Source organism: Flavobacterium algicola, assembly GCF_022399565.1.
GTDB lineage: Bacteria > Bacteroidota > Bacteroidia > Flavobacteriales > Flavobacteriaceae > Flavobacterium > Flavobacterium algicola.
On record NZ_JAJTUT010000001.1, the window covers coordinates 440,743 to 457,130 of the forward strand.

Annotated in this window: 10 protein-coding genes; 1 reads left to right on the plus strand and 9 read right to left on the minus strand. The window is 34.8% G+C overall.

Features of this window, described 5'->3' with window-relative positions; translation table 11 throughout:
* The first annotated feature begins 242 nt into the window (after positions 1–242).
* The gene (locus tag LXH21_RS01895) at positions 243–1,832 is read left to right on the plus strand and encodes a peptide chain release factor 3 (protein ID WP_239862268.1); all 1,590 of its coding nucleotides are present in this window, start codon (positions 243–245) and stop codon (positions 1,830–1,832) included.
* Between the two features lie 91 nt (positions 1,833–1,923).
* On the opposite strand, the gene LXH21_RS01900 is transcribed toward LXH21_RS01895, so the two are convergent.
* From LXH21_RS01900 to rplK, 9 genes are all read right to left on the minus strand, one after another.
* Positions 1,924–4,341, minus strand: coding sequence for a GDSL-type esterase/lipase family protein (locus tag LXH21_RS01900; protein ID WP_239862270.1), 2,418 nt, complete (start codon positions 4,339–4,341; stop codon positions 1,924–1,926).
* Between the two features lie 257 nt (positions 4,342–4,598).
* On the minus strand, positions 4,599–4,952 hold the full coding sequence (locus LXH21_RS01905; protein WP_239862272.1) for a hypothetical protein: 354 nt from the start codon (positions 4,950–4,952) through the stop codon (positions 4,599–4,601).
* A gap of 196 nt (positions 4,953–5,148) precedes the next feature.
* Complete coding sequence (locus LXH21_RS01910; RefSeq protein ID WP_239862274.1) at positions 5,149–5,451, minus strand: DUF3467 domain-containing protein; 303 nt, start codon at positions 5,449–5,451, stop codon at positions 5,149–5,151.
* A gap of 95 nt (positions 5,452–5,546) precedes the next feature.
* Positions 5,547–9,857, minus strand: a complete 4,311-nt coding sequence (rpoC, locus tag LXH21_RS01915) for a DNA-directed RNA polymerase subunit beta' (RefSeq protein WP_239862276.1) — start codon at positions 9,855–9,857, stop codon at positions 5,547–5,549.
* Positions 9,858–10,103: 246 nt separating this feature from the next.
* Positions 10,104–13,916: a DNA-directed RNA polymerase subunit beta gene (gene rpoB / locus LXH21_RS01920; RefSeq protein WP_239862278.1), complete on the minus strand. Its 3,813-nt coding sequence runs from the start codon at positions 13,914–13,916 to the stop codon at positions 10,104–10,106.
* A 271-nt stretch (positions 13,917–14,187) separates the two neighbouring features.
* Positions 14,188–14,556 carry a 50S ribosomal protein L7/L12 gene (gene rplL / locus LXH21_RS01925; RefSeq protein WP_026708579.1) on the minus strand — a complete coding sequence of 123 codons (369 nt, stop codon included), beginning with the start codon at positions 14,554–14,556 and terminating at the stop codon, positions 14,188–14,190.
* Positions 14,557–14,647: 91 nt separating this feature from the next.
* Positions 14,648–15,166: a 50S ribosomal protein L10 gene (gene rplJ / locus LXH21_RS01930; protein ID WP_239862280.1), complete on the minus strand. Its 519-nt coding sequence runs from the start codon at positions 15,164–15,166 to the stop codon at positions 14,648–14,650.
* Between the two features lie 22 nt (positions 15,167–15,188).
* Positions 15,189–15,878, minus strand: a complete 690-nt coding sequence (gene rplA / locus LXH21_RS01935; RefSeq protein ID WP_239862282.1) for a 50S ribosomal protein L1 — start codon at positions 15,876–15,878, stop codon at positions 15,189–15,191.
* A gap of 13 nt (positions 15,879–15,891) precedes the next feature.
* Positions 15,892–16,329, minus strand: a complete 438-nt coding sequence (rplK, locus tag LXH21_RS01940) for a 50S ribosomal protein L11 (RefSeq protein WP_239862284.1) — start codon at positions 16,327–16,329, stop codon at positions 15,892–15,894.
* Positions 16,330–16,388 lie beyond the last annotated feature (59 nt).

Genomic DNA, 16,388 nt, shown 5'->3' on the forward strand with positions numbered 1-16,388 from the left:
AAAAACAAAACCTTCATCCTAGCCCTGATAAAAGCGGCATCCTTTTTTGTTTCACCGGGTCAGGGTTTTTATCCCTGACCCGGTGAAACAAAAAAGATATAGCGGATAGCAGGACGAAATGTATTGAAAGACTTGAATTTTATGCTCCTCATAATACATACAACTCGTAGATGTAAAAGAATTGGGCTTTGTTTTTAAATCGCATTTATAAGTAGTACTTTTGCAATCCATTTACACGAATTATGAGCTTTTTAGAAGAAATACAAAAAAGAAGGACTTTTGGAATTATATCGCATCCAGATGCCGGTAAAACTACATTGACAGAGAAACTATTGCTTTTTGGTGGTGCCATACAAGAAGCTGGTGCTGTAAAAAATAATAAAATTAAAAAAGGAGCTACGAGTGACTTTATGGAGATTGAGCGTCAGAGAGGAATTTCTGTATCAACTTCTGTATTAGCTTTTATTTATAAGGATAAAAAAATAAACATCCTAGATACACCTGGACACAAGGATTTTGCCGAAGATACTTTTCGAACGCTTACAGCGGTTGATAGTGTGATTGTGGTTATTGACGTTGCAAAAGGGGTCGAAGAGCAAACAGAAAAATTAGTTTCGGTTTGTAGGATGAGAAATATACCGATCATTGTTTTTATAAACAAGATGGATCGTGAAGGAAAAGATGCCTTTGACTTGATGGATGAAGTGGAGCAAAAACTGGGATTGACAGTTACGCCTCTAAGTTTCCCGATCGGAATGGGGTATGATTTTCAGGGTATTTATAATATTTGGGAGAAGAACATCAACATCTTTAGCGGTGATAATCGTAAGAATATTGAGGAAACAATCGCTTTCTCGGATGTTCAAAATCCAGAATTAGAAAAAATAATTGGCGAGAAACCAGCACAAACTTTACGTGAGGAACTGGAATTAATCGACGAAGTATATCCAAAATTTGATCGTCAAGCTTATCTTGATGGTAAATTACAACCTGTGTTTTTTGGATCTGCATTAAACAATTTTGGTGTTCGTGAATTATTAGACTGTTTTGTTGATATTGCACCATCGCCTCGACCTAAAGAATCGGAGACTCGTTTGGTTGATCCTAAAGAGGAAAAGTTAACCGGATTTGTTTTTAAAATTCATGCCAACATGGATCCAAAACATAGAGACCGTTTGGCTTTTATAAAAATTGTTTCGGGAACTTTTGAGCGTAATAAACCTTACTATCATGTAAGACAAAAGAAGAATTTGAAATTCTCTAGTCCGAATGCTTTTTTTGCAGAGAAAAAAGAAATTGTAGATATCTCCTACCCTGGTGATATTGTAGGCTTACACGATACTGGAAATTTTAAAATTGGCGATACACTAACTGAAGGTGAAATCATGAGCTTTAAAGGGATTCCGAGTTTCTCTCCTGAACACTTTAGATACATCAATAATGCCGATCCTATGAAGGCAAAGCAGCTTGATAAAGGTGTTGATCAATTGATGGATGAAGGGGTTGCTCAATTGTTTACTCTCGAAATGAATAATCGTAAAATTATTGGAACAGTTGGTGCCTTGCAGTACGAAGTTATTCAGTACCGTTTGGAACATGAATATGGTGCTAAATGTACGTATGAAAATTTTCCTGTTCATAAGGCTTGCTGGGTAAAGCCCGATGACGCTAAGAATGACCAATTTAAAGAATTCAAACGTATCAAGCAAAAATTCTTGGCCAAAGATAAATACGGACAACTTGTTTTCTTGGCCGATTCTGATTTCACAATTCAAATGACTCAGAATAAATATCCATCTGTAAAATTATTTTTTACATCGGAATTTGAATAAGACATAATTTCTGAAATAATAAAGAGCCGTCTCAATTTATCTTGAGACGGCTCTTTTATTTTATAAATAGTAAATTATGTTTTTACAATTATTACTTAACACTAAGTTTTAATTGTTTTTGATATACGTCACCACTATCTTTTTTAAATATAATTTTACCCATCACAACCTGGGACTTGACGCTGGTTAATGCAAAGGTGTGGTTGTTACTCCCCGCGTAAAACGATGCTGATTTTTGCAAAATCTGTTTTCCTAAGACATCATAAAGCTGAATTGTAAAATTACCATTTCCTTTTGCATTAAAAGTTAGATTAAGCTCGTCTTTAACTGGATTAGGATATGTGTACACTAAGTATTCGTCTTCGATAAAAGGCGCAACTCCCAATGTACCGCCGGTCGTACATTTTAAACTTTGAATATTGGCAGCTAAAACTTTATTAAACAGTAATACATGTCCTGCATCGTTCAAATGTGTTCCATCACCCGCATCTAAATTGCTTAGGATCTTACCATCCACATCTGCTATATCTGTCCAAAAATTAATTGCTTTAGATCCATAAGTAGTAATAATCCAGTCTCTAACTGTGATTTGATCTTGTGTTTTAACTGTCGCAGATGTTGTAAAGTTTCTTGGTTGCGTGGTAGCTACATATAAAGGAACTGAACTCGCCGCAGCAACTGTATTTATTTCGTTATAATTGTTTTGTTGATTAGAAACCGAATAGCCATTTTCCGTATCATTAGAAGGCATATTAATAATTACTGCAATCGGATTGTAAGTCAAAGCTATGGTTATATTACTGTTCACATCAATTGTTACACCACTTGGAATGGTAGTCGATGTTCCTGTAGGCAACACTTTGTAAGTTGTATAACCACCCTTTCCTAAATTCACAACATTAAGCTGCGTATTCTTTTTATAGAGTTCTTTTTTATACAAATCTACCCAACCATTACCTGGAGACGCACCAATACCTTCAGCTGTAGAAGAACCAATGACCACAATATTACAACTACTGGTGTCATTTGAAATTTCGAATACAGCATCACTTGTATCACTAACAAGAGCTGATGTCGCCCTAATTAAACAAGTTGTTGAAACGGTGGCGGGAACAGTCCAACTATAAGTATTTAATGTGTTTGAAACGGTAGCAATCGGTGTCCATGTAGCACCATTATTAACAGAATATTCTAAATTAACGGATGACGTAAGACTTGCGGAATTCCAAGTTATATCGACAACTTTACCTGCTTGCCAGAATTCACCACCGTTGGGACTGCTAATTGACAAAGAGGGATCTGCAGCTACATAATCAATAATCATCGCGCCCAAATAAAAGAAGCCATTCACATTTGTATTATTCTCACCCTTAGTAACGGTTACAGTCAAAGTACCATCGGCTTTGGGTTTAATTTGAGTAGACGCAAAACTGTTGGCATTGTTGGCAGCGTTTAAATAAATAGTTTTGGTAGTAAGACCTTCAATTGTATATTTTGTTTCACGATTGTCCTTATCTACATATTCAACTCTTGATGCATATATTTTTAAAGACAGTTCTAAATTTGGATCGAAATTAGAGTATTTTACGGCTCCGGTTGTTTCTATCTTATCTAAAAAAGCAGTTGTATTTCCGAAAAAACTATCAGCCGTGGCAGTACTTGGAATACCCAAACTTAGACCTGCTGCTGCTGTTCCCTCAGTATTTACAAAATTAAATGCATCTGTAACTGCTAAATTAATTGCTGTCGTTGTTCCTCCATTGTCTTTTAGTCCACTGATACTTCCAATTGTTGCGTTAGTTAAATTATTCCAGTTACTAGCAGTGGTATTAGTACTACTCCCAAAATCAACCAATAATGCATTATTACTATACACTGGCGTAGCGGTACTGTAGGTAAGTTCGATAGCATTCAAATAGAAAAAGCCAGAAGTATTACTATTACTTGTTCCTTTGGCTATATTTATTACTGCAGTTCCATCAATTTTAGGCTTAAAGGTAATGGTGGCAATGTTGTTCACATTATTTGATGCATCAACAGAAGCTGATTGGGATATGAGTCCATTAACTGTATAGGTAGTTTGTCTATTATCCGCAGGTGATGCATTACGAGATGCAAATAATTTAATTGTATATTCTTTATCGACAAAGAGATTGGTTAGAAGTAATCCCGCTGTTGGATTTGCAGTTCCTCCATAAAAAAAATCGCTTATCGCTGTGCTTGGAAATTTCAAGGTTTCGCTTACAGCTGCAGTATTGCTGTTATTACTTCCAAGAAAATCATCAGTAATTGCGATACTAATACCTGTAGAAGCAGAATTCGAATTCACAAGGTTATACACAACTCCTGATGCAGGGTTGGTAATGTTATTCCAAAGCGGACTCGTCTGAGAATTTTCACTTCCAAAATCAATATTGATTGTTTCAGTTTGAGCCGAAATATTGTTGATGGAGCATAATAAAAATAAGAATAAAAGAGCTTTTGATTTTAATAGTAGATTTGTATACATATCATTAATTTTAAATTGATGTACTAATTTGGGACATTAGTGGATACAAAAGTACTATTTTTTATATAAAAAGTGAAATTTCTCTAATTTTTGAGATTGTGAAGTTTAAATAAATGATGTAAAAAAATAAGACTAATTAATAGCAATGAAAGATGTATTACAGAAAGTAAAAAAGTATAAAAAATAAAAAAGTCGTCCAAAAAAATTTGTGACGACTGTGATATATAATTAAGATTGAAAGTTTATAATACTATCAATTATGATAATGAACTTTCGTAATTAACTGCTTTTTTTAAAAACGCTTTAAGTAACAATCTATTTGGAGCTAAACCAGATGTAATAATTTGATTTCTTGCACTTGTGCTAGCTTCTGTAGAAATAACGGTATTTGGATTTTGTTTAGACCCCATGAACCATAAAACAAATTCCATATTTGCTGATGATCTAGATGTACTAACTTGAGTTGAAGTAGAAAGTGGGGCACTTTCTTCTGATAAAGAATTAGATGTAGTTGATTGACTAAAGGCAGATAAAGAGAATAATAAAACTATAACTAGTGCTTTTAAGTTGAATGATCTTTTTACTTTGCTTGTCCTATCTAATTCTGTCATTTTAATTGTTTTTGTTTAAAAGAAAATTATGTTTCTCTTATCTGACTACAAAAATACAGCAACATCAGAGTCATTAAAAATATAGTCGTTAAACAACTGTAAAACTCGATAATTCACGGTTTTAAGTAAATAATTCGACATGTTTTGACTGTTTTAAGCAAAAAAGAGACTCTAATGATAGAGTCTCTTTGATTGTTTATGCTTGACCTGCTGGTCCAAAGTTTAGAGGAATAGGAACTTGTTCTGTATCCTTTATCTCTCCATGTGCAGCTTCAAAACGTTGAATGTTTTCACCAATCGCTTTCAATAAACGCTTAGCATGCTGTGGCGTTAATACAATTCTTGATTTCACTTTAGCTTTTGGAACACCAGGCATGATGCTCACAAAGTCCAAAACAAACTCTGATGAAGAGTGATTGATGATCGCTAAATTAGAATAAATTCCTTCAGCCGTTTTTTCATCTAGTTCAATATTGATTTGATCTTGTTGGTCTTTCATAATGTAAAGATTTAAAATGAAACTGCTTTAAACTAAAATAGAAAGACTACACGAGGTAATCTTTCTATTTATTTTAGTTCAAAACATATTCTTTATTAATAAATATATTCTTCTTTGTTTGCCATCATATCATTGTAATCTTCTTTAGAACCTACAATAGCATTATCATATTCTCTCATACCTGTTCCTGCAGGAATTCTATGTCCTACAATAACATTTTCTTTCAAGCCTTCTAAGTAATCAATCTTACCTGCTACTGCAGCTTCGTTTAATACTTTAGTAGTCTCTTGGAACGATGCCGCAGAGATAAATGATTTCGTTTGAAGAGAAGCTCTAGTAATACCTTGTAGTACTGGAGTAGCCGTTGCAGTAATAACATCACGTGCAACAACGATATTCTGATCATTACGTTTCAACAATGAATTCTCATCTCTCAACTGACGTGGAGTAACGATTTGACCTTCTTTTAAATTAGAAGAATCTCCTGCGTCTTCAACTACTTTCATACCATATAGTTTATCGTTTTCAACAATAAAATCTTTAGTATGAATCAATTGATCTTCTAAGAATAAAGTATCACCTGGATCTTGTACTCTTACTTTACGCATCATTTGACGAATAACAACTTCAAAGTGTTTGTCATTGATCTTCACCCCTTGTAGACGGTAAACTTCTTGAATTTCATTAACTAAGTACTGTTGAACAGCAGCTGGTCCTTGAATTCTTAAGATATCATCTGGAGTAATAGCACCATCAGATAAAGAAACTCCAGCTCTTACGAAGTCATTTTCTTGAACAAGAATTTGACTAGACAATTTAACTAAATATTTCTTGATTTCACCAAACTTAGATTCAATGATAATCTCACGGTTACCTCTTTTGATTTTTCCAAAAGATACAACTCCATCAATTTCAGAAACTACAGCTGGATTAGATGGATTACGAGCCTCTAACAACTCAGTAATTCTTGGTAAACCTCCTGTAATATCCCCAGATTTTGAAGAACGACGTGGAATTTTCACTAAAACTTTACCCGCTTTAATTTTCTCCCCGTTGTCAACCATTAAGTGGGCTCCAACTGGTAAATTGTAAGAACGGATTAACTCACCATCATTACCGTAAACCAATAATGTAGGAATTAATTTTTTGGCTCTTGATTCTGAAATTACTTTTTCTTGGAAACCAGTTTGCTCATCAATCTCAACCATGAACGATTGTCCTTGCTCTAAATCTTCGTAAGCAATTTTTCCTGTAAATTCAGAAACAATTACACCATTATATGGATCCCATTTACAGATCACATCACCTTTAGCAATAGACATTCCGTCTTTTACAAAAATACTAGATCCGTAAGGAATGTTATGAGTATTTAAAACAATACCTGTTTTCTCATCAACTAATTTCAATTCTGTAGAACGAGATACAACGATATCCACTTGGTTACCTTCATTATCTTCACCTTTTACAGTTTTTAAATCTTCAACCTCAAGTTTACCTGGGAATTTAGCAACAATGCTAGACTCTTCAGATATACCTCCCGCAACCCCTCCAACGTGGAAAGTACGAAGTGTTAACTGTGTACCTGGCTCTCCAATAGACTGTGCAGCAATTACACCAACAGCTTCTCCTCTTTGAGTCATTTTTCCAGTTGCTAAGTTACGACCGTAACATTTAGCACAGATTCCTTTCAACGCTTCACAAGTTAATGGAGAACGAACTTCAACTCTCTCCAATGGAGAAGCTTCGATTGCCTTCATAATAACTTCTGTGATTTGATCTCCAGATTTTACTAATACTTCATTAGTCAAAGGATTGATAACATCTTGCAAAGCAACACGTCCTAAGATTCTTTCTCCTAATGATTCAACGATTTCTTCATTCTTTTTCAATGCTGAAACTTCAACACCTCTAAGAGTTCCACAATCTTCAATATTTACAATAACATCTTGAGATACATCATGCAATCTACGAGTTAAGTAACCAGCATCTGCCGTTTTCAAAGCCGTATCCGCAAGACCTTTACGAGCACCGTGAGTAGAAATGAAATACTCAAGAATCGAAAGACCTTCCTTAAAGTTAGAAAGAATCGGATTCTCAATAATCTCTCCACCACCAGCAGTCGATTTTTTAGGCTTAGCCATCAATCCACGCATACCAGTTAACTGACGAATTTGTTCCTTAGAACCCCTCGCTCCAGAGTCAAGCATCATATACACCGAGTTGAAACCTTGTTGGTCTTCTCTAATGTTTTTCATTGCTAACTCAGTTAATTGTGCATTCGCAGAAGTCCAAACATCAATAACTTGGTTGTAACGTTCGTTATTTGTAATAAGACCCATGTTATAATTTGCAGAAATACCTTCAACTTGAAGTCTTGCATCTGCAATTAATTGTGGTTTTTGATCTGGAATTCTAATATCACCTAATGAGAATGACAATCCACCTCTAAAGGCAAATTTGTACCCCATATCTTTCATGTTATCTAAAAAGGCAGCCGTTTCTGGTACACTAGTTGAATTTAAAACGTGACCGATAATATCTCTTAAGTTTTTCTTAGTCAATACCTCATTGATATAACCCGCTGCTGGTGGTACTACTTCATTAAATAATACACGTCCGGCAGTAGTTTCAATAATTTGATACACTAACTCTCCAGCATCATTAAAATCTTTTGCTCTAATTTTCACACGAGCATTCAATTCTAATCTTCCTTCGTTTAATGCAATATTTGTTTCTTCTGCAGAATAAAAAACTAGATCTTGACCTAAAATTTTCTTTTCTGGAGTAGACAATCTTTCTTTGGTCATATAATATAGACCCAAAACCATATCCTGAGATGGTACCGTAATTGGAGCACCGTTTGCAGGGTTTAAGATATTGTGAGAAGCCAACATTAATAATTGCGCTTCAAGGATAGCTTCTGGTCCTAATGGCAAGTGAACTGCCATTTGATCCCCATCAAAATCCGCATTAAATGCCGTACAAACTAAAGGGTGCAATTGGATTGCTTTTCCTTCGATTAATTTTGGTTGGAATGCTTGAATACCAAGTCTGTGCAAAGTAGGGGCTCTATTCAGTAAAATAGGGTGACCTTTAATTACGTTTTCAAGGATATCCCAAACTACAGGCTCTTTCTTGTCTATTATTTTCTTAGCTGATTTTACAGTTTTTACAATTCCTCTTTCTATCAATTTACGGATAACAAAAGGCTTGTATAATTCGGCTGCCATATCTTTAGGGATACCACATTCGAACAATTTCAATTCAGGTCCAACAACAATTACCGAACGAGCAGAATAATCCACACGTTTTCCAAGTAAGTTTTGACGGAAACGTCCTTGCTTACCTTTAAGGGAATCAGATAATGATTTTAATGGTCTGTTTGATTCTGTTTTAACAGCAGATGCTTTTCTTGTATTATCGAAAAGTGAATCAACCGATTCTTGCAACATACGTTTCTCGTTTCTCAAGATAACTTCTGGAGCTTTGATCTCCATTAATCTTTTCAAACGGTTATTACGGATGATTACACGACGGTATAAATCATTTAAATCTGAAGTTGCAAAACGACCTCCATCAAGTGGCACAAGTGGACGTAATTCTGGTGGAATAACTGGAACCACTTTCATAATCATCCATTCTGGACGGTTTTCACGGTTTAAGTTAGACTCACGGAAAGATTCAACAACTTGTAATCTTTTTAGAGCTTCTGTTTTACGTTGTTTAGATGTTTCATTATTAGCAGAGTGACGTAATTGGTAAGACAACTGGTCTAAATCGATACGTGCTAATAAATCCATAATACATTCTGCTCCCATTTTGGCAACAAACTTATTAGGATCAAAATCATCTAAATACTGATTATCTTGAGGAAGTGTATCTAAAATGTTTAAATACTCTTCTTCAGTAAGGAAATCTAATCTTTTTACAGATTCTCCTTCTGCATTTTTAGCAATACCTGCTTGAATTACTACATATCTCTCGTAGTAAATAATCATGTCTAATTTCTTAGATGGAAGACCAAGGATATAACCAATTTTATTTGGAAGAGAACGGAAGTACCAGATGTGAGCAATTGGCACAACAAGGTTGATGTGACCTACTCTATCTCTACGTACTTTTTTCTCAGTAACTTCAACACCACAACGGTCACAGATGATACCTTTGTAACGAATTCTTTTATATTTACCACAAGCACATTCGAAATCCTTTACAGGTCCAAATATTCTTTCACAAAAAAGTCCGTCACGCTCTGGTTTGTGCGTACGGTAGTTTATTGTTTCTGGTTTTAAAACTTCACCTCTAGACTCTTTCAAGATAGATTCAGGAGAAGCAAGTCCTATCGAAATTTTACTGAATCTTTTTACAGGATTCTTGTCTTTATTATTATTTCTGTTATTCATCATAGTTTTTACTACTGATTTAATTGCAATTGAAAAATTGATTTTGGCAAACATTAAGATCTTTATAATGCTACCTACCTCGGGTTACTTCTCTAAACTTCAATTAATTATTAAAGTGCTAATTATAGAAAGTCAAACTATCTATAAAAAATCGGAACGGTTTACGGGTCTAAATCCAAAAAACTCTTATAAATGAGTAAACAGTTTTCAGGTATTGCTACCTAAAAACTGCATACCACAAACTTTTATTTATTCTTCTAATCGAATGTCTAATCCAAGACCTTTCAATTCATGCATCAATACATTGAATGATTCAGGTAATCCTGGTTCTGGCATAGATTCACCTTTTACGATAGCTTCGTAAGTTTTAGCTCTACCAATAACATCATCAGATTTTACTGTTAAGATTTCACGAAGTGTACTAGAAGCTCCATAAGCCTCAAGTGCCCAAACCTCCATCTCTCCAAAACGTTGACCTCCAAATTGAGCTTTACCTCCAAGTGGTTGTTGTGTAATCAACGAGTATGGTCCGATAGAACGTGCGTGCATCTTATCATCAACCATATGTCCTAATTTCAACATATAGATCACACCAACAGTTGCTGCTTGATGGAAACGTTCTCCTGTACCACCATCATATAGATAAGTATGTCCAAAACGAGGGATTCCAGCTTCGTCAGTCAATTCATTAATTTGATCAAGTGAAGCACCATCAAAAATTGGAGTAGCGTATTTTCTACCTAAATTTTGACCAGCCCAACCTAAAACTGTTTCATAAATTTGACCAATGTTCATACGCGATGGTACCCCAAGTGGGTTCAACACGATATCAACTGGCGTTCCGTCTTCAAGGAAAGGCATATCTTCATGACGAACGATACGAGCAACAATACCTTTGTTACCGTGACGTCCAGCCATCTTATCCCCAACTTTCAACTTACGTTTTTTAGCGATATAAACTTTAGCCAATTTCAAGATTCCTGCTGGCAATTCATCTCCAACAGTAATAGTGAATTTTTCTCTTCTTAAAGCACCTTGTAAATCGTTCAACTTAATTTTATAGTTATGAATTAAATCATTAACCATTTTATTAGTTGCATCATCAGCTACCCATTGACCTTTGCTTAAGTGAGCAAAATCTTCAACAGCGTAAAGCATTTTTTGAGTATATTTTTTACCTTTTGGTAAAACTTCTTCACCCAAATCATTCATCACACCTTGTGATGTTTTTCCGTTTACAATCAAGAAAAGTTTTTCGATTAACTTATCTTTAAGGTCCGAGAATTTAACTTCAAAGTCCATCTCAAGAGATCCCAAAGCATCTTTATCTTGAGTACGTTTACGTTTATCTTTTACCGCTCTTGCAAACAATTTTTTATCCAAAACTACACCGTGTAAAGAAGGAGAAGCTTTTAATGAAGCATCTTTTACATCACCTGCTTTATCCCCGAAGATTGCACGAAGCAATTTCTCTTCTGGAGTAGGATCTGATTCTCCTTTTGGAGTAATTTTTCCGATAAGAATATCACCAGGTTTAACCTCGGCTCCAATTCTAATCATACCGTTTTCATCTAAGTCTTTAGTAGCCTCTTCAGAAACGTTTGGAATATCATTCGTTAACTCTTCATTACCTAATTTTGTATCTCTTACTTCTAATGAGTAATCATCTACGTGAATAGAGGTAAAAATATCATCACGAACTACTTTTTCAGAAATTACAATCGCATCCTCAAAGTTATAACCCTTCCATGGCATAAACGCTACTTTTAGGTTACGACCTAAAGCAAGTTCACCATTTTGAGTAGCATAACCTTCAGACAATACTTGACCAGGAATAACTCTGTCCCCTTTTCTTACGATAGGTTTCAAGTTAATACTAGTTCCTTGATTGGTTTTTCTAAATTTAATTAGATTATAAGTTTTATCATCAGAATCAAAACTAACCATTCTTTCTTCTTCAGAACGATCGTACTTAATTGTAATGATATTAGCATCAACATACTCTACAACTCCATGCCCTTCAGCATTGATTAATACTCTAGAGTCAGAAGCTACTTGACGCTCTAAACCAGTTCCAACAATAGGAGCTTCAGGACGAATTAATGGTACGGCCTGACGCATCATGTTAGATCCCATCAAAGCTCTATTCGCATCATCATGTTCCAAGAAAGGAATCAAAGATGCAGAGATTGAAGCAATCTGGTTTGGTGCAACATCTGTATAATGAACTTCTGATGGAGTAATTACTGGGAAATCCCCTTCCTGACGTGCAATTACAAACTCAGAGGTCATTTTTCCAGAATCATCCATTTCGATATTTGCTTGCGCAATCATCATACCTTCTTCTTCTTCAGCAGATAAGTAAATTGGAGTAGAAACTAAATCAACCACACCTTCAGTTACCTTACGGTAAGGTGTTTCGATGAATCCCATTCCGTTTACTTTAGCATAAACACCAAGAGATGAAATCAAACCAATGTTTGGACCCTCTGGCGTTTCAATAGGACATAAACGTCCGTAGTGCGTATAGTGAACATCTCGAACCTCAAATCCAGCTCTCTCTCTCGAAAGTCCACCTGGTCCTAGGGCTGATAATCTTCTCTTGTGCGTGATCTCAGCTAATGGATTCGTTTGATCCATAAATTGAGACAACTGGTTAGTACCAAAGAAAGAGTTGATCACCGATGATAATGTTTTAGCATTAATCAAATCGATTGGTGTAAACACCTCGTTATCTCTAACGTTCATACGTTCTCTAATAGTTCTAGCCATACGAGCTAGACCAACACCGAATTGTTGCGACAATTGTTCACCAACTGTTCTAACACGACGGTTTGATAAGTGGTCAATATCATCAATATCTGCTTTCGCGTTAATTAATTCAATTAAATACTTAACAATAGTTATGATATCTTCTTTGGTAAGCACTTGCTTTTCCATTGGGATATCTAACTGTAACTTTTTATTCATTCTATAACGACCTACTTCACCTAAGTTGTAACGTTGGTCAGAGAAGAACAATTTATCAATAATACCACGAGCAGTTTCTTCATCAGGCGGTTCTGCGTTACGCAATTGTCTGTAAATATGCTCAACAGCTTCTTTTTCAGAGTTTGTTGGATCTTTTTGTAACGTATTATGAATGATTGCATAATCAGCTTGATTAGCATCTTCCTTATGTAACAAAATAGATTTAACGTTAGAATCAATGATTTCTTCAACATTATCTTTATCGATAATTGTATCACGATCAAGGATTATTTCGTTACGTTCGATAGAAACTACTTCACCAGTATCTTCATCAACGAAATCTTCATGCCATGTATTTAATACACGAGCAGCTAATTTTCTACCGATATATTTTTTAAGTCCAGTTTTAGAAACTTTAATTTCTTCAGCAAGGTCAAAAATTTCAAGGATATCCTTATCTCTTTCGAAACCAATAGCACGGAATAAAGTTGTAACAGGTAACTTTTTCTTTCTGTCAATATAAGCATACATTACGCTATTAATATCTGTAGAAAATTCAATCCAAGAACCCTTGAAAGGAATTACTCTAGCAGAGTATAATTTTGTTCCGTTAGCGTGAAAAGATTGACCAAAGAAAACCCCTGGTGATCTGTGCAACTGAGAAACAACAACACGTTCAGCACCATTTATAACAAATGTTCCGCTTGGCGTCATGTAAGGAATTGTACCAAGATATACATCTTGAACAATAGTTTCAAAGTCTTCGTGCTCTGGATCTGTACAATAAAGTTTTAATCTAGCTTTTAAAGGTACACTGTGTGTTAAACCTCTTTCGATACACTCTTGGATCGTGTAACGTGGTGGATCTACGAAGTAGTCTAGGAATTCCAATACAAAGTTATTTCTTGTATCTGTAATTGGGAAATTCTCCATGAAGGTATTATAAAGTCCTTCATTGCCTCTTTCATCTGATTTAGTTTCTAATTGAAAAAAATCTTGAAAAGATTTAACCTGAACATCTAGAAAATCTGGATATGCAGGAATATTTTTAGTAGAGGCAAAATTCAATCTTTCAGTCTGATTTGTAATCATCAATGGACAAAATTTTGATTATAAAAGTAATTTTTTTGCAAAGGTTATTTCACCTTTACTAAATTCTACAACCATTACATCTTTAAAAATCAATTTAGGATAACTACTTTCTTATTATCTGTTAACTTTTTTTCCTCGTAATGGTGTAAAATATAAATTGCAAAAGTCGAAATAGAAAAGAATATTTTAGACTTTTGTTATACGAAAAATGGTTTAGGTCTTTGAGTGTTAAAACCCAAGACCTAAACCTTATTCTTTAAACTAAGTTAAACTATTTAAGTTCAACTACAGCTCCAGCTTCTTCTAATGATTTTTTAAGACCTTCAGCCTCTTCTTTAGAAACACCTTCTTTAACATTAGATGGTGCGCTATCAACTACATCTTTAGCTTCTTTCAAACCTAAACCTGTAAGTTCTTTTACCATTTTCACAACTGCTAATTTAGAAGCACCAGCTTCTTTCAATACAACTGTAAATTCAGTTTGAGCTTCTTCAGCAGCTTCTCCACCACCTGCAGAAACTACTACAGCTGCAGCAGCTGGTTCGATTCCGTACTCATCTTTTAATATTGTTGCTAATTCGTTAACTTCTTTAACAGTTAAGTTAACTAATTGTTCTGCGAATTGTTTCAAATCTGCCATTTTTTCTATCGTTTTAAAATGATTTGTAAAATTATATTTTGTTTATTGTGCGCTTATTTAATAATATAAATAGAGGTAATCTCTACAAATATTAAGCTTCCTCAGCTTGAACTTCTTCAGCTTGCTCTTCTCCAGCGAATTTGTTTTGAAGGGCAGCGATAACTCTTTGAGCTGGTGATTGAAGTAATCCAATAAGTTCTCCAAGTAATTCTTCTTTAGATTTAATTGTAGCCAACATATCAAGTTGGTCATCTCCAATGTAAACTTCAGAATTCACATAAGCTCCTTTTAAAACTGGCTTAGATGATTTTTTACGGAAATCCTTAATGATTTTACCTGGAGCATTAGCTACATCTGAAATAAAGATAGCTGAATTTCCAACCAATACAGAAGGTAATTCACCATAACTATTTTCAGAAGTTTCCATTGCTTTTGCAAGTAATGTATTTTTTACAACTTCTAATTTAATACCTGCTTTATAACAAGCTCTTCTCAAGTTTGAAGTAGTTTCTGCATTTAATCCAGAAATATCTGCTACATAAACAATATTTGTACCAGCTAACTGTGCAGTTAATTCTTCAATCGCGATTGATTTTTCTTCTCTAGTCATACTAAAAATTATTAACTACCAATTATACTGCTTTAGGATCCAACGCAATTGCTGGACTCATAGTGCTTGTAAGGTGAATACCTTTAATGTAGGTACCTTTAGCAGCAGTTGGTTTAAGTTTGATTAATGTTTGAATAATTTCGTGTGCATTGTCATAAATTTGCTCAGCTCCAAAAGAAACTTTACCAATTCCTGCATGTACGATTCCAGTTTTATCAACTTTAAAGTCGATTTTACCAGCTTTTACCTCTGCAACAGCTTTAGCAACATCCATAGTTACCGTACCTGTTTTAGGGTTAGGCATTAAACCTCTAGGTCCTAATATACGACCTAATGGACCTAATTTACCCATAACAGCTGGCATAGTGATGATAACATCAACATCTGTCCAACCGTCTTTAATTTTTTGTAGGTATTCGTCTAATCCAACGAAATCAGCACCAGCTTCTTTAGCTTCTGCTTCTTTATCTGGAGTAACCAATGCTAATACTTTAACATCTTTACCAGTACCGTGAGGTAAAGTAACTACACCTCTAACCATTTGATTCGCTTTTCTTGGATCTACACCCAATCTGATTGCGATATCAACAGACTCATCAAATTTTGCAGACGCAAGATCTTTAATTAATGCAGATGCATCTTTTAAAGAATATAACTTGTTCTTTTCAATTTTTGAAGCAGCCTCTTTTTGCTTTTTTGTCAATTTTGCCATGTCTTTCTCTTAATTAAAAAGGAGCGTCTCCTGATACAGTTATACCCATAGATCTAGCTGTTCCAGCAATCATACTCATTGCAGACTCAGCAGTAAATGCATTTAAGTCTTGCATCTTGTCTTCAGCAATAGCTCTAATTTGTTCCCAAGTAACACTAGCTACCTTTTTACGATTAGGCTCACCTGAACCAGATTTTAGCTTTGCAGCTTCCAATAATTGAACTGCTGCAGGAGGAGTCTTAACGACAAAATCAAATGATTTGTCTTTATACACAGTAATTTGTACTGGGCATATTTTGCCGGGTTTATCTTGTGTTCTAGCATTGAACTGCTTACAGAACTCCATGATGTTTACCCCAGCAGCTCCTAAAGCAGGTCCAACCGGTGGCGACGGATTCGCAGCACCTCCCTTAACTTGTAGTTTAACTACCTTACTAATTTCTTTAGCCATTTTTTTTAATTTTAACACAACAATTATAGAAGCAATTGCTATGATTTATTATAGTGTAA

Excerpts from the sequence above, each read along its gene's own strand:
- LXH21_RS01900 (WP_239862270.1), bottom strand. The coding sequence starts at position 4,341 with ATGTATACAAATCTACTATTAAAATCAAAAGCTCTTTTATTCTTATTT.
- rpoB (WP_239862278.1), bottom strand. The coding sequence starts at position 13,916 with ATGATTACAAATCAGACTGAAAGATTGAATTTTGCCTCTACTAAAAAT.
- LXH21_RS01910 (WP_239862274.1), bottom strand. The coding sequence starts at position 5,451 with ATGAAAGACCAACAAGATCAAATCAATATTGAACTAGATGAAAAAACG.
- rpoC (WP_239862276.1), bottom strand. The coding sequence starts at position 9,857 with ATGATGAATAACAGAAATAATAATAAAGACAAGAATCCTGTAAAAAGA.
- rplL (WP_026708579.1), bottom strand. The coding sequence starts at position 14,556 with ATGGCAGATTTGAAACAATTCGCAGAACAATTAGTTAACTTAACTGTT.
- rplA (WP_239862282.1), bottom strand. The coding sequence starts at position 15,878 with ATGGCAAAATTGACAAAAAAGCAAAAAGAGGCTGCTTCAAAAATTGAA.
- rplJ (WP_239862280.1), bottom strand. The coding sequence starts at position 15,166 with ATGACTAGAGAAGAAAAATCAATCGCGATTGAAGAATTAACTGCACAG.
- LXH21_RS01905 (WP_239862272.1), bottom strand. The coding sequence starts at position 4,952 with ATGACAGAATTAGATAGGACAAGCAAAGTAAAAAGATCATTCAACTTA.
- LXH21_RS01895 (WP_239862268.1), top strand. The coding sequence starts at position 243 with ATGAGCTTTTTAGAAGAAATACAAAAAAGAAGGACTTTTGGAATTATA.
- rplK (WP_239862284.1), bottom strand. The coding sequence starts at position 16,329 with ATGGCTAAAGAAATTAGTAAGGTAGTTAAACTACAAGTTAAGGGAGGT.